Source organism: Streptosporangium sp. NPDC051022, assembly GCF_040683035.1.
GTDB lineage: Bacteria > Actinomycetota > Actinomycetes > Streptosporangiales > Streptosporangiaceae > Streptosporangium.
Genome location: NZ_JBFBCF010000018.1, coordinates 100,154 through 118,972 on the forward strand (window position 1 = coordinate 100,154; position 18,819 = coordinate 118,972).

The window sequence follows — 18,819 nt, forward strand, 5'->3', positions numbered from 1 at the left end:
GACACAGCGATCTGGCGGAGGAAGAACAATGAGCAGGGTGCTGCGCGCGAGCGCGGTCATGGCGGCGGGCACGATGGTCTCCCGCGTCACGGGTTTCATCCGTACGGCGGTGCTCGCGGCGGCCATCGGCACCTTCGCGCTCGGCGACGCCTACAACGTGGCCTACACGATCCCGCTCATCCTGTTCGACTTCCTCATCGGCGGCGTCCTGAGCAGCGTCGTGGTGCCGATGATCGTCCGGCGGCAGCGCAACGACCCCGACGGGGGGCGGGCCTACGAGCAGAGGCTGATGACGCTCGGCGTCATCGTGCTGACGCTGGTCGCGGTGGCGGGCGTGCTGCTGGCCGGGCCGCTGATCGGGCTCTACAGCGCCGACTGGAACGCCAGGAAGACCGAGGTGGCGGTCAGGCTGGCGCAGTACATCCTGCCGCAGATCGCCTTCTTCGGGGTCGGGGCCATCGCCGGGGCGATCCTCAACACCCGTGACAGGTTCGCCGCCCCGATGTGGGCGCCGGTGCTGAACAACATCGTGATGATCGGCGTCGCCCTCCTCTACTACCTGAAGCTCGGTCTGGCGGGCACGGACATCAACACGGTGAGCGACGCGGACCTGGCCCTGCTGGGGCTGGGCACCACGGCGGGCATCGTGGCCCAGTGCGTGGTGCTGGTCATCTCCCTGCACCGGGTCGGCTTCCGGTTCCGGCCCCGGCTGGACCTGCGCGAGGCGGGGCTCGGGGAGATGGGCCGCACCGCGGTGTGGACGTTCGCCTACGTCGGGGTCAGCCAGCTCGGCTTCCTGATCACCACCAAGCTCGCCTCCGGCGCCGGTGAGCGCGCCCCCGGCGCGGGCAACTCCGCCTACGCCTACGCCTACCAGTTCTTCCAGCTCCCCTACGGGATCATCGCGGTCTCGGTGATCACCGCGATGCTGCCCCGGATGAGCCGGGCCGTGGCCGACGGGCAGCTCGACTCGGTCAGGGAGGAGTTCGCCTCCGGCGTGCGGCTGGTCTCCGCGCTGCTGGTGCCCGCCGGGCTGCTGCTGATGGTCCTCGGCCCCGCGGTGACCACGCTGATCTTCTCGTGGGGCAACATGACCGTCGACTCCGCGATCTACATCGGCAACGTGCTGCAGGTCTTCGGCCTGGCGCTGGCGCCGTTCTCGATCTTCCAGCTGCTGCTGCGCGTCTTCTACTCCTTCGGCGACACCCGGACGCCGGTCTTCATCGCCGTCGGCAACGTGACGGTGAACGCCGCGCTCAGCTACCTCGCCTACGTGACCCTGCCGGCGCAGTACATCGTGATGGGCCTGGCCTTCTCCTTCACCGTCGCCTACGTGCTGGGCACCGCGGTCGCCTGGACCCTCGCCAGCCGCCGCGTGCACGGTCTCCAGGGACGCGCGGTGGCCGCCGGGCTGTCACGGATGTACGTGGCCGCGCTGCCCGCCGCGCTGGTCGCGCTGGGCGTGCTGTGGACCACGCAGGAGCTGACCGGCCTGAACGCGCTCAGCTCGGCCGTCATGCTGGCCGCGGGCGGCGGACTCGGTATGGTTCTGTACTTGGTCATCGCACACCGGATGCGCATCCCCGAGGTGAGTTCGGTCGTTGAAATGGTCGCGGGCCGGGTACGCCGGTAACCCAAAGGGTTGTTCCAAGCGTCTGACAAGGAGAACACGGGCGGAACCTGCGCGGGACTAACATGGTGCAACGCGTGTGGCGACATGCGGCTAATGGAAGCAGGAGGGCGTGGGCGGAACCACCCGGCATCGCGTGCTGTGTCCTGATGTGTCAACCTGGTGGGGCGCTGTCGTGTTCTCAATCGTGGAGAGCTCATGAGTTCCTCCGCCGTCGAGCCCGGTACGAAACTGGCCGAGCGTTTCCGGCTTGAGGACCGTGTCCACGAGTCCGGCGGGGCGACCCTGTGGAAGGCCATCGACGAGGTGCTCGCCAGGCCCGTCGCCGTTCACACCTTCGACCCCGACTTCCTCAGGCTGAACGAGGTCGTCTCCGCGGCCCGCGTCGCCAGCAGGCTCACCGACCCCCGGTTGACCCAGGTCTTCGACGCCACCGAGGACGACGGCCACTCCTACGTCGTCAGCGAGTGGGTGAGCGGGGAGACCCTCACCGACATGATCGCCGCGGGGCCGCTGGAGCCTGAGCGCGCCGCCGCGCTGGTCGCGGAGGCCGCCGAGGCGGTGGCCCACGCCCACGAGGCGGGTCTCGCCCACCTCTGCCTGACCCCCGAGCACCTGGTGTGGACGGCGGGCGGCACGGTCAAGCTGCTCGGCATGGGCGTCGACGCCGCGCTGGCGGGCATCACCAGCGAGGAGCCTGCCAGGGCCGACACCGAGGGCCTCGGCCGCCTGCTGTACGCCGGGCTGACCGGCCACTGGCCGGGCGAGGAGGACCTCGGGCTTCCCCCGGCCCCCGTGGACGACGGCCATTTCTGCACGCCGCGCCAGGTCACCGCGGGCGTGCCCGGCTACCTCGACACCATCACCTGCCGGGCGATGCTGCCGGAGAGCAGGCGCGCGCTCACCCCGTTCGCGACGCCCGCCGATGTCGCCGACGCCCTCAGCTCGGTTCCCCGGCCGACGCCGATGCCGATGCCCATGCCGATGACGGCGCTGCCGGTGGCCGCCTCGCACTCGGACGGACTGGAGACCGCGGCGTCCTCCCAGCGTCCCGCGCCCCCGCCCGTCCCGCACATCCCGCACCGGCCGCCGCCCCCCGCGGGCGGCGGAGTGCTGAGCAAGGTGGCCATGGCCGTGGTCGTGCTGCTGGTGATGGTGGCCGTCGGCCTGGGCGCCTGGACGCTGGGCCGCAGCATCGGCAACGCCGGGACCCCGACCGCCGGGGTGACGGCCACCCCGACGCCCACCGTCACGGTCGCGACCCACGAGGTGGAGTCGCTGTCGGTCACCGGCTTCGACCCGCTGGGCGACGGCGAGGAACGGCCCGAGCTGGCGCTCAACGCCGTGGACGGCAAGCCGTCGACCGACTGGCACTCGGAGTCCTACGGGTCGGTCGACTTCGGCAGGCTGAAGACCGGGGTCGGTCTCCTGCTCGACATGGGGCAGAACGTTCCGGTCAAGCAGGTGGCGGTCGACTTCGGCACCGAGAGCTCGGGCGGCACCGTGGAGCTCAGGGTCGGTGACTCACCCGACCTGAACAGCCTGTCGGTCGTCCACAAGTTCACCGACGCCGCGGGCAAGAAGACCTTCAACGCCGACACCCCGCAGAAGGGCCGCTACGTCCTGATCTGGTTCACCAAACTCCCCACCTACCAGGGGAAGTACCGCGGCACGGTATACGACGTGAAGGTCCTCGCCACCAAGTGACGCCAGAGCGATTTGATCGCTTTTAATCGGCTTCTTACAGATCATGGGAGATTTCATGGCACCATCTATCACGTAGTGGTGTTCTCCCCGGATCGGCATAGCAGGACTCTCCTTGTGAATTCCCCACCCGAGACCCCGCCAGCGGCGGACCAGCAGATGGCGCGGGCCGCAGTGTCCGACGCCGAGCTGCTGACCCGGCACATCGCCGGGGATCCGCGCGCTTTCAGTGAGATAGTCAAGCGGCACCGAGACCGCATGTGGGCGGTCGCCCTGCGCACGCTGGGCGATCCCGACGAGGCGGCCGACGCCGTACAGGACGCCTTCGTCTCGGCCTATCGCAAGGCCGAGAGCTTCCGCGGCGAGGCGGCCGTCACCACGTGGCTGCACCGCATCGTGGTGAACGCCTGCCTGGACCGCATGCGCAGGAAGTCCGTGCGGCCCGTCGCCGACGACGAGCTCGTCGAGGCGGCCGAGCGCGACGCGCCGGTCCTCGACCAGACGGCCGAGCGCGAGGTCTCCATGGAGGTCTCCGCCGCGCTCAAGCTGCTGCCGGCCGACCAGCGGGCGGCGCTCGTGCTCGTGGACATGATGGGCTACTCCGTGGAGGACGCGGCCCAGGTCCTGGAGGTGCCGAGCGGCACCGTGAAGAGCAGGTGCGCGCGCGGACGCGCCAAGCTCGCCCCAATTCTTTCGCACCTGCGGAACCGATCCGACCTCACTCGCGTCTCATCCGCGAAGGGAGCAGAACTTCGTGACGGGTGATACGCACTACGACCTGGAGATCCTCGCCGAATTGGCCGAGGGTCTTCTCGACGCCGCCACGGCCCTGCAGGTACGCGAGCATCTCGCGATCTGTGACCCCTGTGGCGAAAGCCTCGCCGACCTCGCAGCTGTTCGTGAGGTGCTCGCGGCGACTCCCACACCGGCGATGCCGATGGGGGTCGCACTCCGGATCGACCGAGCGCTGGCCGCCGAGGCCGAAAGCTTCCGTGGAGGTGGAGTGGGGCTGGTGGAAGCACCGGCCTGGGACGACATAATGCGCGACGCGCCGTGGGAGACGACGCCTCTCCCCGAGCCGGAGCCGGTTTCGCCCGAACCGGAGCCGGTACCGGTGCCGAGACTGGGGGTCGTCGGTGACGACGGCACCGTCAGACCGGTCACCCGGCGCAAGGCCACGCGACGGCGCCGCTGGGCGCTGCCGGCCGTGGCGGCGGGCGCGGCGGCCGCGGTGGTGGGCGCCGCCGTGGTGACGAGCGGCATGCTCACCGCCACCGGGCCGACGGTCACCACTCCGTCCGTCATAGCCGCCCCTTCGGTGAACGACGGCTACCAGCTGACCGACAGCAACTGGAACTACACCGAGCAGGAGCTCCGCGGATCACTGCTGGAGTACATCGGCCCGGCGCAGATCGTGGAGGACGCGCAGGACCAGGAGGCGAGCTCCAAGCTCGCCCAGTGCGTCCAGCAGGTCTCCAAGAAGGTCGGCAAGGCCCCGTTCGCGGTGGACCAGGGCTTCTACAACGGTCAGGAGGCCAACATCATGGTCTTCTGGAAGAACCAGGCCGAGAACACCGTGCGTGTCCACGTCCTGGGCCCGCAGTGCGAGGCCGTGCGCAAGCCCACCCTCGCGCACTGGAGATAGGCCCGCGGTACGGACTCGGGCCCTGGAAACAGGTCCAAGGCGCCGCCGGCGGCGGCCCGTGTCAAGGGGAGGCCCGGTATGGATTCGTCCATGCCGGGCCTCCTCGCGCCGTGTGGGAATCACCGACGCCTAGGATCTGTTGACGCCACTGGCAACGACAGAGGGAAAGGCGCAGCAGTGATCGACGTCCGGAATGTGATCGTCATTGGATCGGGTCCCGCCGGTTACACCGCGGCCGTGTACACCGCGCGCGCCGACCTCAAGCCGCTGATCTTCGAGGGTTCGGTCACCGCGGGCGGTGCCCTGATGAACACCACCGAGGTGGAGAACTTCCCCGGTTTCCCCGACGGCATCATGGGTCCCGACCTCATGGACAGCATGCGCAAGCAGGCCGAGCGGTTCGGTGCCGAGCTGATCGCCGACGACGTGGTCGAGGTCGACCTGACCGTCACCCCCAAGGTCGTCAGGACCGCCACCGACACCTTCCACGCCAAGGCCGTCATCCTGGCCACCGGCTCCGGCTACCGCGAGCTGGGCGTGCCCAACGAGAAGCGCCTGTCCGGACACGGCGTCTCCTGGTGCGCCACCTGTGACGGCTTCTTCTTCCGCGGCCAGGACATCGTGGTCGTCGGCGGCGGCGACACCGCCATGGAGGAGGCCACCTTCCTCACCCGGTTCGCCAGCTCGGTGACCGTCGTGCACCGTCGCGACGAGCTGCGCGCCAGCAAGATCATGCAGGAGCGCGCGTTCGCCAACGAGAAGATCCGCTTCGTCTGGGACAGCGAGGTCGTCGACGTCCTGGGCGACTCCAAGGTCTCCGCGGTGCGCCTGCGCAACCTCAAGACCGGCGAGGAGAGCGAGCTCGCGGCCACCGGCCTGTTCATCGCCATCGGGCACGACCCCCGCACCGAGCTGGTCAAGGGCCAGGTCGAGCTCGACGACGAGGGCTACATCAAGGTCGACTCCCCCTACACGCGCACCAACCTGGACGGCGTCTTCGCCGCGGGCGACGTCGTCGACCACATCTACCGCCAGGCCATCACCGCGGCCGGCACCGGCACCTCCGCGGCTCTGGACGCCGAGCGATGGCTGGCCGAGCACGAGAGCTGACCCACACCACACCACCGCAAAGAGGGAGCACAGGAACCTTGGGCGCCATCAAGAACGTGACCGACGCCAGCTTCGACGCCGACGTCCTGAAGAGCGACAAGCCCGTGATCGTCGACTTCTGGGCGGAATGGTGCGGCCCGTGCCGTCAGGTCGCTCCGATCCTGGAGGAGATCGCCAATGAGCAGGCCGACAAGCTGACCATCGTCAAGCTCAACGTCGACGAAAACCCGTCGACCGCCGGCACCTACGGCGTACTCCAGATCCCGACCCTGAACGTCTATAAGAACGGAGAGGTTGTGAAGCAGATCATCGGCGCCAAGCCGAAGGCCATGCTGCTTCGCGAGCTCGAGGGCATCATCTAGATCCCGTCCCGCGGATCCCGCCGTGACGGGGATCGTCCAGGCGGTGCCTCAAGGTGGAAGAGGTCGTCACGGCGTGCCGCGGCGATCGGTGAGACCGCTACGAGGCGCCGTGGGACGGTCCCGGCGCGCACAGGATCGCCGGGCGGGGCCGAGAGCCCCCTGCGGCCTGCGCGCCCCACGGCGCATGCCGTACCACCGCTTCATGCGGCATCCACCCAGTGAAAGCCCCCTCGCGCCCCACCGCAGGGGGCTTTCGCACATCCCCCCGCCCTCGCCCCATTCCGCTGGGGACTTTCCGCACCGCGCCGGAGGGCGCCCGGGGAGGGGCCTGGCGGTCTTCTCCGTCTCGGTGGCCCTCCGCGAGGAGAGAGGAGAGCGGTGCCTCTCACGGAGGCGGCCCGATCCGGGCAGACGCGGCCGGAGGCACGAAGGACAGGAGCGGGGACGGGTGTCCGGTCCCGTAGATCTACGGGACCGGTCCCGAAGTTTTACGGCGCGGTCCCCCGTAGATCTACGGGACCGGCTCCGAAGCTTTACGGCGCGGTCTCGAAGATCTACGGTGCCTTCTCAAGAATCCAGGACGTGCCGGCCCCCCGCCGACCCACCGGCCTCGAAGGCGCTCAAGTCGTCTCAGACGGGTCTCAGCGCCCTTTCCGGACTCATGGAGCCCAGCAGCCTCTCCAGCGCCACCTCGACGTCCTCACGCCACGAAACGGCGGACTTGAGCTCCAGGCGGAGCCGGGGGAAACGCAGATGCGGCCGGACCGTCTTGAATCCCACCGAGAGCAGGTAGTCGGCGGACATCACGCACGCCCCCGGCTGCTCCCACTTCAGATCGCCGAACGCCTCGATCGCCCGCACCCCGCGCCGGGTCAGGTCCTTGGCCACGCCCTGGACCAGCATCCGGCCGAGGCCGCCGCCGGAGAACTCCGGGATGATGTGCGCCGTCATCAACAGCACGGCGTCGGCGCTGACCGGGGAGGTCGGGAACGCCACGGAACGCGGCACATGGTGCGGAGGCGCGTAGAGCACGAAGCCCGCCGCCACGCCGTCCACATAGACGATCTTTCCACAGCTGCCCCACTCCAGCAGGGTCGAGGAGATCCAGGCCTCTTTCTCCAGGCCGGGATCACCCGCCTCGATCGCGCGGTTCCCGTTGACGGGATCCAGCTCCCAGAAGACGCACCGGCGGCACCGGTACGGCAGGTCGTCGAGATTGTCAAGGGTGACGTTTGCCAGCCGACGCGACACCTGTTGGCCCCAATCCTGGCGAGACGAGTGCAAGCCATGGCGAAAAACGCACGAAAACGGCGTCTCCAGCTGGCATCGTAGCTCAGGGAGGCCCCTGGTTTCAGGGTGTCCCGTCCCCACACGCAGACGACAACCGCCACTGCCGTACCCTGGTTTCTCTAGCTCGAGCACCGTGTGCTCCCCGTAACCGAGGAGGTGGACCGTGCCCCAAGAGTCAGATCACGGTCAGACCATCGCGTCCCAAGGGTCGCGGATCGATGCCTATGTCGATCGGTATGCCGCACGAGCTACCGGGATGGTCGCCTCCGAGGTTCGAGCTCTTTTCGCCGTCGCGTCGAGGCCGGAAGTGGTCTCGCTCGCCGGTGGCATGCCGTACGTCACCGCTCTTCCCCTCGACGTCGTGGGAGAGCTCGTCGCCGACCTGGTGGCCCGCAGGGGTCCCGTCGCGCTCCAGTACGGCTCCGGCCAGGGTGACCCGCACCTGCGCGAGCAGATCTGCGATGTCATGCGCCTTGAGGGGATCGAGGCCAACGCCGACGACGTCGTGGTGACCGTGGGCTCGCAGCAGGCCCTCGACCTGGTCACCCGCATCTTCATCGACCCCGGCGACGTCATCCTCGCCGAGGGACCCTCATACGTGGGGGCACTGGGCACGTTCTCCGCCTACCAGGCCAAGGTCGTCCACATCGCCATGGACGACGAGGGGATCATCCCCGAGTCACTGGCCCAGACCGTCTACGCGCTGCAGACGGCCGGGGCCCCGATCAAGTTCCTGTACACCATCCCCAACTTCCAGAACCCGGCCGGAGTCACGCTCAACGTGGCGCGCAGGCAGCAGATCCTGGACATCTGCCAGCGGGCGGGCGTGCTGGTCGTGGAGGACAACCCGTACGGCCTGCTCGGCTTCGACGGCGGGGCCATGCGGGCACTGCGGGCCGACAACTCCGACGGGGTCGTCTACCTCGGCTCGTTCTCCAAAACCCTGGCCCCCGGTTTCCGCGTCGGCTGGGCACTGGCCCCGCACGCCATCCGCGACAAGCTGGTGCTGGCGATGGAGTCGGCCGTCCTGTCCCACTCCACCTTCGCCCAGCTCGCCGTCGGCCAGTACCTCGCCACCCAGCCGTGGCGTGAGCAGATCAAGACCTTCAGGGAGCTCTACTGCGAGCGGCGGGACGCCATGCTCAGCTCCCTGGAGGCCCTGATGCCCGAGGGCTGCACCTGGACCCGTCCCGCGGGCGGCTTCTTCGTCTGGGCCACGCTCCCGGAGGGACTGGACTCCAAGGCGCTGCTGCCGCGGGCGGTCGCCGAGCGGGTGGCCTTCGTTCCCGGCACCGGCTTCTACGCCGACGGTGGCGGCACGCGACAGATGCGGCTGTCCTACTGCTACCCGGAGCCGGAGCGCATCCGCGAGGGCGTCCGCCGCCTGGCCGGGGTGATCGAGCAGGAGCTGCGGGTGCGTGACACGTTCGGGCCCGGCGCCTCCGCCGACCGCGTCGGAGTCGACACCCCGGGACCCGATCTCGCCTGACGTCCCGGCCTCATGACCGGGGTGGGCGTCTCCGGACGGAGACGCCCACCTTCGGCGTGCCGGGGGAGACGCGGCCGCTGCCTCCGCGTGGGGGTCTCCGCGTGGCCGCCGCTTCCATGTGGCCGCTGCCTCCGCGTGGGGGCGCTTTCGTGTGGGGTGCTTCCGCGTGGCGAGTGCCGTACGGGCCACCCCACACAGCGGACACCGCGCCGCACACGACGGCCCGCCGCGCCCTGGACAGCCCGCTGTGCCGTGGACAGCGCGCCGTACGCCTGACAGCACGCCGCGCCGCGTAACGGCTTCCCACTCCGTACGTACGGCACCGCACCGCGTCGTACATCGGCACCACACCGCGTTGTGGGCACCACGCCGCATCACGTGTACGGCGGCTCGGCGCGGCACGAACGCGACACCGTGCCCTACGCACGGCGTCCTACGTGTCTACGCACGACGTCCTACAGGTCCTGCACACGGTGTCCCACCGTCCTGCACACGGCGTGCCCCGTCCGCGTTCCGCCGCCGTGCCGTACCGCGCCGACATCTCCCGTACCGTACCGCGCACCATATTGCCCGTGCCGTAGCGATGCTCCGGCGTCGTGCCGTGACGTCATCGGGAACGTCGTGCCGTACGGTGACTTCCGATGTCGTGTCGTACGGTGACTTCCGGCGCCGTTGCACGGCGATCGTCCCGGTCGTGGTGAGAGCGACCAAGAAGGCTCGGCGTAGGCCGTGAAGAGAGGTATTTTCGGATGAGTGATCTGGGCCACGTGCTCGTCCTGGCAGGTGGACTGTCCTACGAGCGAGAGGTGTCCCTCCGGTCGGGCCGCCGCGTGAGCGAGGTGCTGCGCGGAGTGGGGGTCTCGGTGGAGACACGTGACACCGACGCCTCACTCGTGCCCTACGTGCTCGCCGATCCGCCGGACGCGGTCTTCGTCACCCTGCACGGCGGAGCCGGTGAGGACGGCGCCATCCGCTCGGTGCTCGAACTCCTCTCCGTCCCCTACGTGGGCGCCGGCCCCGACGCGTGCCGGGTCGCCTTCGACAAGCCGACCGCGAAGGCGGTCGTTCGCTCCGTCGGCCTGCGCACCCCCGAATCGGTGACGCTTCCCAAGGAGACCTTCCACGATCTCGGCGCCTCCGCGGTGCTGGCCCGCATCATCGAGCGTCTCGGCCTCCCGCTGTTCGTCAAGCCGTCCCGGGGCGGCTCCGCGCTCGGCGCGTCGATGGTCCGCACCGCCGAGGAGCTTCCCTCGGCCATGGTCGGCTGCTTCGCCTACGGCGACACCGCACTGATCGAGCGCTACGTCGAGGGGGTCGAGGTCTCCGTCTCCGTGGTCGACCTCGGCGGGGGGCCGACGGCCCTCCCGCCGGTCGAGATCGTGCCCGACACGGGCGTCTACGACTATGCGGCCCGCTACACCGCCGGACACACCGAGTTCTTCGCCCCCGCTCGGCTGTCTCCCGAAGTCTCCGCTGCCTGCGCGGAGATGGCCGTCACGGCCCACACCGCACTCGGTCTGCGCGATGTCTCCCGTACCGATCTCATCGTCGACCGGGCGGGACTGCCCCACTTCCTCGAAGTCAACGTCGCTCCCGGGATGACCGAGACCTCCCTGCTGCCCATGGCGGTGGAGGCCTCCGGCAACGATCTCGGCACCGTCTGCCAGATCCTCCTGGAGCAGGCCGCGGCCCGCCACACCGCCTGATCCCTCCGCCTCCCGTGCCCGGTGCCGGACCATCCACGGCACCGGGCAACCGTCCACCGGCCGGGCACTCCGCTGTGGGAGGGAGGAAGAGGGACCGAAAGCACGTCCTAGGCTGGATTCTGTGCTGACCTCCACTTCTTCCTTCCCCAAGAGCTTCGCCAGCGACAACCACGCGGGCGTGCATCCGGCCGTGCTCGCCGCCATCATCGAGGCCAACGCCATGGACGCTCCCGCCTATGGCGGAGACCCGTGGACCCAAGCGATGGAAGACGCCTTCCGTGTCGAGTTCGGCGCACAGGCCACCGCCTACGCCATGTTCAACGGCACCGGCGCGAACGTCGTGGGACTGGGTCTGGTCCTGCGCCCCTACGACGCCGTGCTCTGCCCGGAGAGCGCCCACATCAACACCAACGAGTGCGGTGCCGCGGAGCGCGCACTCGGCGCCAAGCTCGTCCCGCTGCCCACGGACGACGGCAAGATCAGGGTTGAGGACATCCGTGACCGGCTCACCGTGCTGGGCGACGAGCACCACTCCCAGCCTCGCGTCATCTCCATCTCCCAGGTGACCGAGTGCGGCACCTGCTACACCCCCGACGAGATCGCCGATCTCGCCGAGTTCGCCCACGCGCGCGGGCTCTTCATCCACATGGACGGCGCCCGTCTGGCGAACGCGGCGGCCGAGCTCGGCTGCTCGCTGCGCGCGCTCACCACCGACGCCGGCGTGGACCTGCTCAGCTTCGGCGGCACCAAGAACGGCGCCATGGGGGCCGAAGCGCTCGTCGTCCTACGACCTGAGCTCGACACTCCGGCGCTGTTCCTCCGTAAGCAGGGCATGCAGCTCGCCTCCAAGATGCGCTTCGTCTCCGCCCAGTTGACCGCGCTCCTCACCGACGACCTCTGGCGCCGGAACGCCTCTCACGCCAACGCCATGGCCCACCGGCTGGCGGACGGCATCGCCGACCTCCCCGGCGTTTCGCTGCGCTATCCCGTCCAGTCCAACGCCGTCTTCCCCGCGCTGCCGGAGAAGGTGATCACCGAACTCCAGCAGCACCACCTCTTCCATGTCTGGGACGAGTCCGCGAACGTGGTGCGCTGGGTGACGGCCTTCGACACCACCGCGGAGCACGTGGACGGGTTCATCGCCGACATCCGGCTCGCCGTACAGGGGGAGAGCGGCGCCTGATGCGCGGCTGTTTCACGTGAAACGGAGCGCGGACGACCTCCTTACTCCAAGCCGTGTTTCACGTGAAACGAAGCGGGGGTGATCCCCTCGTCCAGAGTGGTGTTTCACGTGAAACGGAGCGCAGACGACCTCCTTGCTCCAAACCGTGTTTCACGTGAAACGCGCACCTGCTCCTCTGCCCCTGTCGCCCCGCCTCTTCTCATCGGTGTGGGGTGGGATCGCTGGGGCGTTGGATGGCTGGAGTCGGGGAGCGGGTTTGTTCGCGCTGCGGGGGGTGGGTGGTCCGGCCGGCCGTCGTTGGTGGCGGTCTGGTGTTTTCAGGCCTCTGGCCTGGCGGGCGCGGTGCTGTCTGTCCTTTTATACGCCGGCCGGACCACCCACCCCCCTCCGCGCACTCTCTGGCGGCCCGTACGTGTGGCCCGCCGTAGCGGCTTCCTTTCCGGCCGCTCGGTGTTGTGGTGGAGGCTGAAGCAATCCGTGCGGGGGTTCGTCGGGGCTGGATCGCCGTAGCTGAAGCGATCAGTGCGGGAAGGAGCGCAGGGCTGAGGTAGAAGCTGCGCCCTCTTAAGCAAGCCCACCCGCCCGTGGGGCGGCAGCTTCGGTGAGGCACCTGATACCCACCCGCCCGATCCTGGTGCCCGTACCCCTACCGCCCTTCTGGAGACATCCCTTAGGTGGCCCTCTGGAGGTGACCTCTCCGGAGAGAGCGTCGGTGAACCCCTCGCATCCCCAGGACGACCTATATGGCGAACAGTCAAAGCACCGAACCAAACCCACCACTCCACGGCCTCATCTCCCCACACCCCCACCTCATCCCTATCAGCCCGTAGGCCCACCGACATCTCCATCAGCCCGTGTAAGCGGACATGAGGAAGCAGTGGTCGGCGGACGCCTCTATGGACTGTGCGGACATGGGGATGCCGACTGGCGGACATCGGAAATCCCTGTGGACGGACCACAGACCTGTTCAGTGGAAGCCTGCACGAAGTCCTGCTGGGGGTGCTCCTGGACGTCGAATCGTCGGCACCGTTCGCATCTCAGTGAGTCACAGAAGTGCTCCGATGCCGTGGGGCCGACGAAGGAGACCCTGCGGCATCGATCGCCCCCGGCCGTCGCCCTACGCCGGCCACCCCCAGGCGATCGTGAGCCCCAACTGCTCCATCCCTTGCCACAAGAACGGCCTCTCCGATGTCCGCAGGATTGAGGACTACATGGCCGTATGCCGGGGGAACCGCTGTCTGTGGAGCAGCATGTCCATGTCTGTCCACCAGCAGTTCCTCGTATCCGTTCACAGCCCGTAGGCCCACCGGCGGGTCAGCAGGCCGGTGGGCCTAGGACGGTGAGCCATGGAGTGGTGGGGTGGGGTCGTTGGGAGATGGTCAGGGGCGGACGGGGCAGATGGTGTGGGCGCGTTGGGTAGGCGGCGGCCATCTCACCGAAGGGCGGGCCCACGGGTGGGGGAATCGTTTGGCCGGGGAAGGAGACGGCCAACTGAGATGGGGTGGGATAGGTGGTCCGGCGAGTGGACACAGCCCGTTACCCAGCCGGAAATTGTGACCTGGTTAAGAACCATGGCCTGGTTGGGGCGTGGGTCTGGTTGAGGGATGGTTGAGGGAACTCGGCTGAGGGTTGTTGGGGGGTGAACTCAGCTGAGGGTTGGTTGGGGAGTGAACTCGGCTGAGGGTTGGGCGGGTGGGTATCAGGTGCCTCACCGAAGCTGCCGCCCCACGGGCGGGTGGGCTTGCTTAAGAGGGCGCAGCTTCTACCTCAGCCCTGCGCTCCTTCCCGCACTGATCGCTTCAGCTACGGCGATCCAGCCCCGACGAACCCCCACACGGATTGCTTCAGCCTCCACCACAACACCGAGCAGCCGGAAAGAGAGCCACTACGGCGGGCCACACCGTACGGACCGCCAGAGGGTGCGCGGAGGGGGGTGGGTGGTCCGGCCGGCGTATAAAAAGACAGACAGCACCGCGCCCGCCAGGCCAGAGGCCTGAAAACACCAGACCGCCACCAACGACGGCCGGCCGGACCACCCACCCCCCGCAGCGCGAACAAACCCACCCGCCACGCGAACAGACCCGCTCCCCGTCCCCGCAGCGCGAACAGAAAACAACGGCCCTCGTGTTTCACGTGAAACGCGAGGGCCGTGGAGGGGATCAGATCACTCCTCGATCTGTTGCATGGAGCCCGGCGCCATCGTCGCGATGATGCGTTCCAAATCGTCGATGGTCGCGAACTCCACGACGATGCGGCCCTTGCGCCGGCCGAAGTCCACCTTCACCCGGGTCTCGAAACGGTCGGAGAGACGGTCGGCCAGATGGCGGAGCGCCGGTTCCTCGGCGGGCCGTGCCCTGGGAGCTCTGACGCTGGGGGCGGGGGCGGCCTTGGCGTCGCCCACCGCCACGATCTCCTCGACCTCACGGACCGACAGCAGCTCGGCCACGATCCGGGTGGCGAGGTGCTCCTGCGCCGCGGGGTCGTCCAGGGACAGCAGGGCGCGGCCGTGCCCGGCGGTGATCGTGCCCGCCGACACCCGGAGCTGGACCTTGGGCGGCAGGTTGAGCAGACGCAGGGTGTTCGTCACGTGGGAGCGGGAACGGCCGACGCGCACGGCCAGCTGCTCGTGGGTCGCGCCGAAGTCGTCGAGGAGCTGCCGGTAGGCCGCCGCCTCTTCCAGGGGGTTGAGCTGTTCGCGCTGGAGGTTCTCGATGAGCGCGTCCAGCAGGAGCTTGTCCTCATCGGTGCTCCGTACGATCGCGGGGATCTCGGAGAGCCCGGCGAGCTTCGAGGCGCGCCAGCGACGCTCCCCCATGATCAGCTCGTAACGTCCCTCTCCGACCGAGCGCACCACGACGGGCTGGAGGAGCCCCACCTCTCGGATCGAGGTGGCCAGATCCTCCAGGGCATCGTTGTCGAAGATGTCCCGGGGCTGGCGCGGGTTCGGCGTGATGTCCTTGAGGGGGATCTCAAGGAAGTAGGCACCCGCGACCGGGTTGAGAGGCACGGTCTGCGGGGCCTCGGGCTGCGGCGCGACCAACGTCGCGATCGCCGCCGGTGCCGGGGCCTCCACGGCCGGGCCGGTCGGGATGAGCGCGCCCAGCCCCTTGCCCAGACCTCTCGGCTGCTTACCTACCACAGTCTCTCCCCCGGCTCAGGGTCCCGCCCTCGGCGGCCTTCACAGTGACGCTCGTGGATGTCCGCGCGTTCACACGGCGGCGCCACGGTAGGCGATCTCACGGGCGGCGTCCATGTAGGCCATGGCCCCGCTGGAGCCCGGGTCGTAGGTCATGACCGACTGGCCGTAGCTCGGGGCCTCGGAGACCCGGACGCTGCGGGGGATCAGCGTCTTGAGCACGGTGTCCCCGAAGTGGGAACGGACCTCCTCGGCGACCTGGGAGGCCAGCCTGGTCCGGCCGTCGTACATCGTCATCAGGATGGTGGACAGGTCGAGCGTGGGGTTCAGGTGGGCGCGGACCAGGTCCACGTTCCGCAGCAGCTGGCCCAGACCCTCCAGGGCGTAGTACTCGCACTGGATGGGGATCAGCAGTTCGTTCGCGGCCATCAGCGCGTTGACGGTCAGCAGGCCGAGCGAGGGAGGACAGTCGATGAGGATGTAGTCGAACTCGACCGCGGTGTAGGCGTTCAGCGCGCGCTGCAGGCGGGCCTCACGGGCGACCATCGAGACCAGTTCGATCTCCGCCCCGGCCAGGTCGATCGTGGCGGGGGCGCAGTAGAGGCCGGGCATGCCCGGGACCTCCTTCACCACATCCGCGAGGGGGACGTCCTCCACGAGCACCTTGTACATGTCCGGCACGTCGCCCCGGTGCTCGATGGACAGCGCCGTGGAGGCGTTGCCCTGCGGGTCGAGGTCCACCACGAGCACCCGCTGCCCGTGCATGGAGAGCGCGGCCGCGAGGTTCACCGATGTCGTGGTCTTCCCGACGCCCCCCTTCTGGTTGGCGACGGTGAAGATGCGGGTCCTGGCCGGCCGGGGCCACTCGTCACCCCGTCCTCCAGTGATGCCTCCGGAAGCGGCCGTAGTCGTCTGAGCGGATGTTTCACGTGAAACCACTGAGCTGAGTGCCTCTCGTACCAACGGCGAGTCGCCGGGATTAAGGGGGGTCTGGGTCACGGTCGTCGTCCTTTCAACCGGCCTGACAGCGCCGACGGGAGCCGCCGACGCGGGCCAGCCCAGACCAGAAGGGCGTCCATCCGACGGGGTGACGGGATCCTCGGGCCAGCCGAGACCGCCTCCCGCGCTCACAATCGCACTTCCACGGTCATCCACTGGCCTCGTACTCGCTTTGCTCGGTCTGTCCTACTGGCCTCGTGTCCGCTTCGCCCGCGAGGCACGATCCTTTCGGCGAGCGCTCTGCCCTACTCCTCCGGAGGCCCGACCGGCGACCACCCGAATGAGAGTTGCAGGCGGCTCGACCTTACCGTGCCCGACCGATACAAGCTCGGCGGTTTGCACCCCACTGGACCGCAATTGCGCCTCGGCGTCCGCCAGTTCCTCCGCCGCCCGTTCTCCCTTCAGCGCCAGAAGCTCACCGCCCTCACGCAGCAGCGGCAGCGCCCACTTCAGCAGCCGGTCCAGCGGTGCGACCGCGCGCGCGGAGGCCACGTCGAACTCGCGCTTGCCCACGAACTCCTCGGCCCGGCCGCGCAGCACCTCGACGTTGTCGAGCCGCAGGGCCTCCACGCACTCTTCCAGGAAAACCGTCCGGCGCAGGAGAGGCTCCATCAGGGTGACCCTGATGTCCGGGCGCACGATCGCCAGAACCAGGCCGGGCAGTCCGGCTCCGGATCCGATGTCCACCAGTCGCACGCCCTCCGGGACGGCTTCGGCGACCACCGCGCAGTTGAGCAGGTGACGGTCCCAGATGCGGGGCACCTCACGAGGGCCGAGCAGCCCGCGTACCACACCGGGACCGGCCAGCAGTCCCGCGAACGCCTCCGCCCTGGACCAGGCATCGCCGGCGAACACCTCGCGCGCAACCTCGGGCGGCTCGGGGATCTGGTCGCTCACTCGACGCTCACTCTTCCTCGGGAACTTCTCTGGGCAGGGAGTTCTAAGGCTAACGGCCCGCTCCGCGCAGCCGTACAAGGGCAGGCCGTGAGAGCAGGACGGAGAGCAGGACGCGAAAAAGGGCCGCCGCCCCTGAAGACCAGGGGCGGCGGCCCTTTCATCGTCTGTGTCGTTACGCGGGCAGGACCACCACGAAACGCCGGGGCTCCTCGCCCTCGGACTCGCTCCGCAGGCCCGCCGCCGCGACCGCGTCGTGCACGATCTTGCGCTCGAACGGGGTCATCGGCTGCAGGGACTTGGGCTCGCCGTTGCGCTTGACGTCCGCGGCGACCTTGCTGCCGAGCTCGGTCAGCTCGGTACGGCGGCGCTCGCGGTAGCCGCCGATGTCCAGCATGAGCCTGGACCGCTCGCCCGTCTGACGGTGGACGGCGAGGCGGGTCAGCTCCTGGATCGCCTCCAGGACCTCACCGTTGGGCCCGACGAGGTCACCGCCCTTGACGTCCACGACCGACACCACGGCGCGGTCGCCTTCGACGTCCATGTCGATGTCACCGTCGATGTCGGCGATGTCGAGCAGACCCTCGACGTAGTCCGCCGCGATCTCGCCCTCCTGCTCCAGCGCAGCGAGATCCGGAGCCGCCTTCGCGGTCTCCTTTTCGGCTTCGGCCTCGGTCACGTCCGGCCACTCCTTTGTGCTGTCGGGGTTGATCGTCAGGATTTCTTGCTACCCGTCCGCTTGCTGCGGGGCTGGCGGGTGGGTTGCTGGCGGACCGCCTTGACCTCCGGCGGAGCGGGAGGAGCCTCGGGCTCGGGCGCGCTCTTTCTGACCTTGCTCAGGATGCTCGGCTTGGGCTCGGGCGTCACCATGTTGCCCTTGGCGTCGGCCACGGGAGAGGGGTGACGGCTGTAGAACCAGTGCTGCTGCCCCAGCGTCCAGAGGTTGGTGGTGACCCAGTAGAGGATCAGGCCGAGGGGGAAGTTCAGTGAGAAGATCGCGAACAGCGGCGAGATGTACATCAGGATCTTCTGCTGCTGCGCCATCGGGTTGTCCGGCATCTGGGCCATCGAGCGGGTCACGCTCTGCCGGACGGTCAGGAAGGTGGTCGCCGAGCTGATCGCCACGAAGATGCCGAGCACGATCTTCGTCTGGATCAGGTTGGCGCCACCGAGCGCCTCGAGTTGCTCGGCGCTGCTCCAGAAGGTCGCCGGCAGGGGGGCGCCGAAGATGTGCGCCGCCCTGGCGCTGTCGACCAGTTCCTGCGACATGCCGAACTTCAGCTGGCCGTGGGCCATCGCGTTCAGCACGGTGAACATCGAGATGAAGATCGGGAACTGGGCCACGACCGGCAGACAGCCACCGAGCGGGTTGGCCCCCTGCCCCTGGTACAGCGCCATGACCTCCTGGTTCATGCGCTGCTTGTCGTTCTTGTAGCGCTTACGGATCTCCTGGACCTTGGGCGCCAGTTCCTGCATCTTCTTCGACGAGCGCATCTGCTTGAGGAAGAGGGGGAAGATCAGCAGCCGCATCAGCACCGTCAGGGTGATGATGGTCAGCGCCCAGGTCAGCCCGCTGTTCGGGTCGAGGAAGCTGCTATAACCCTGGTGAATCCAGGTGATTACTTGGGCGACGGCTGTATACAGCCAGTTCAGCCAGGACAGCTCCACCGA

15 protein-coding genes are annotated in these 18,819 nt (G+C 68.7%); 9 read left to right on the forward strand and 6 right to left on the reverse strand.

The features are described 5' to 3' along the window. Positions 1-28 precede the first annotated feature (28 nt). The 6 genes from murJ to trxA all read left to right on the forward strand — a co-directional run bounded on the left by murJ (position 29) and on the right by trxA (position 6,451). On the forward strand, positions 29-1,633 hold the full coding sequence (murJ, locus tag AB0N02_RS27025; protein ID WP_363951917.1) for a murein biosynthesis integral membrane protein MurJ: 1,605 nt from the start codon (positions 29-31) through the stop codon (positions 1,631-1,633). 195 nt (positions 1,634-1,828) lie between these two features. Continuing rightward, the gene (locus AB0N02_RS27030; RefSeq protein ID WP_363951919.1) at positions 1,829-3,337 is read left to right on the forward strand and encodes a protein kinase family protein; all 1,509 of its coding nucleotides are present in this window, start codon (positions 1,829-1,831) and stop codon (positions 3,335-3,337) included. Positions 3,338-3,493: 156 nt separating this feature from the next. Next, positions 3,494-4,099, forward strand: a complete 606-nt coding sequence (sigM, locus tag AB0N02_RS27035; RefSeq protein WP_363951922.1) for an RNA polymerase sigma factor SigM — start codon at positions 3,494-3,496, stop codon at positions 4,097-4,099. Beyond that, a complete protein-coding gene (locus AB0N02_RS27040) occupies positions 4,089-4,979 on the forward strand; it encodes a zf-HC2 domain-containing protein (protein ID WP_363951925.1) in 891 nt (296 codons plus the stop codon). The genes sigM and AB0N02_RS27040 overlap by 11 nt, the downstream gene beginning before the upstream one ends. A 177-nt stretch (positions 4,980-5,156) precedes the next feature. Then, the gene (gene trxB, locus AB0N02_RS27045; RefSeq protein ID WP_363951927.1) at positions 5,157-6,089 is read left to right on the forward strand and encodes a thioredoxin-disulfide reductase; all 933 of its coding nucleotides are present in this window, start codon (positions 5,157-5,159) and stop codon (positions 6,087-6,089) included. 38 nt (positions 6,090-6,127) lie between these two features. Further along, on the forward strand, positions 6,128-6,451 hold the full coding sequence (trxA, locus tag AB0N02_RS27050; protein ID WP_363951929.1) for a thioredoxin: 324 nt from the start codon (positions 6,128-6,130) through the stop codon (positions 6,449-6,451). Positions 6,452-7,081: 630 nt separating this feature from the next. On the opposite strand, the gene AB0N02_RS27055 is transcribed toward trxA, so the two are convergent. Further along, the gene (locus tag AB0N02_RS27055; protein WP_363951932.1) at positions 7,082-7,702 is read right to left on the reverse strand and encodes a GNAT family N-acetyltransferase; all 621 of its coding nucleotides are present in this window, start codon (positions 7,700-7,702) and stop codon (positions 7,082-7,084) included. A gap of 295 nt (positions 7,703-7,997) precedes the next feature. Between AB0N02_RS27055 and AB0N02_RS27060 the strand changes: the two genes are divergently transcribed. From AB0N02_RS27060 to AB0N02_RS27070, 3 genes are all read left to right on the forward strand, one after another. Beyond that, complete coding sequence (locus AB0N02_RS27060) at positions 7,998-9,230, forward strand: PLP-dependent aminotransferase family protein (RefSeq protein WP_363951935.1); 1,233 nt, start codon at positions 7,998-8,000, stop codon at positions 9,228-9,230. Positions 9,231-9,979: 749 nt separating this feature from the next. Then, entirely contained in the window at positions 9,980-10,936 is a 957-nt protein-coding gene (locus AB0N02_RS27065; protein ID WP_363951937.1) for a D-alanine--D-alanine ligase, read from the forward strand. Between the two features lie 121 nt (positions 10,937-11,057). After that, complete coding sequence (locus tag AB0N02_RS27070; protein ID WP_363951940.1) at positions 11,058-12,119, forward strand: beta-eliminating lyase-related protein; 1,062 nt, start codon at positions 11,058-11,060, stop codon at positions 12,117-12,119. A 2,164-nt stretch (positions 12,120-14,283) separates the two neighbouring features. Here AB0N02_RS27070 and AB0N02_RS27075 read toward each other — a convergent pair. The 5 genes from AB0N02_RS27075 to yidC all read right to left on the reverse strand — a co-directional run bounded on the left by AB0N02_RS27075 (position 14,284) and on the right by yidC (position 18,816). After that, positions 14,284-15,258 (reverse strand): ParB/RepB/Spo0J family partition protein, encoded by a 975-nt coding sequence (locus AB0N02_RS27075; protein WP_363951943.1) that lies wholly within the window; start codon positions 15,256-15,258, stop codon positions 14,284-14,286. 69 nt (positions 15,259-15,327) lie between these two features. After that, positions 15,328-16,143 carry a ParA family protein gene (locus AB0N02_RS27080; protein ID WP_363952173.1) on the reverse strand — a complete coding sequence of 272 codons (816 nt, stop codon included), beginning with the start codon at positions 16,141-16,143 and terminating at the stop codon, positions 15,328-15,330. Between the two features lie 297 nt (positions 16,144-16,440). Further along, the gene (gene rsmG / locus AB0N02_RS27085; RefSeq protein WP_363951945.1) at positions 16,441-17,151 is read right to left on the reverse strand and encodes a 16S rRNA (guanine(527)-N(7))-methyltransferase RsmG; all 711 of its coding nucleotides are present in this window, start codon (positions 17,149-17,151) and stop codon (positions 16,441-16,443) included. Between the two features lie 172 nt (positions 17,152-17,323). Then, the gene (locus tag AB0N02_RS27090) at positions 17,324-17,827 is read right to left on the reverse strand and encodes a R3H domain-containing nucleic acid-binding protein (RefSeq protein WP_363951948.1); all 504 of its coding nucleotides are present in this window, start codon (positions 17,825-17,827) and stop codon (positions 17,324-17,326) included. Positions 17,828-17,862: 35 nt separating this feature from the next. Continuing rightward, the gene (gene yidC / locus AB0N02_RS27095) at positions 17,863-18,816 is read right to left on the reverse strand and encodes a membrane protein insertase YidC (protein ID WP_363951950.1); all 954 of its coding nucleotides are present in this window, start codon (positions 18,814-18,816) and stop codon (positions 17,863-17,865) included. Positions 18,817-18,819: the final 3 nt, after the last annotated feature.

What these genes read in the sequence shown, in the direction of transcription:
- murJ (WP_363951917.1), top strand. Translation starts at nt 29, where the DNA reads ATGAGCAGGGTGCTGCGCGCGAGCGCGGTCATGGCGGCGGGCACGATG.
- AB0N02_RS27030 (WP_363951919.1), top strand. Translation starts at nt 1,829, where the DNA reads ATGAGTTCCTCCGCCGTCGAGCCCGGTACGAAACTGGCCGAGCGTTTC.
- sigM (WP_363951922.1), top strand. Translation starts at nt 3,494, where the DNA reads ATGGCGCGGGCCGCAGTGTCCGACGCCGAGCTGCTGACCCGGCACATC.
- AB0N02_RS27060 (WP_363951935.1), top strand. Translation starts at nt 7,998, where the DNA reads ATGGTCGCCTCCGAGGTTCGAGCTCTTTTCGCCGTCGCGTCGAGGCCG.
- AB0N02_RS27065 (WP_363951937.1), top strand. Translation starts at nt 9,980, where the DNA reads ATGAGTGATCTGGGCCACGTGCTCGTCCTGGCAGGTGGACTGTCCTAC.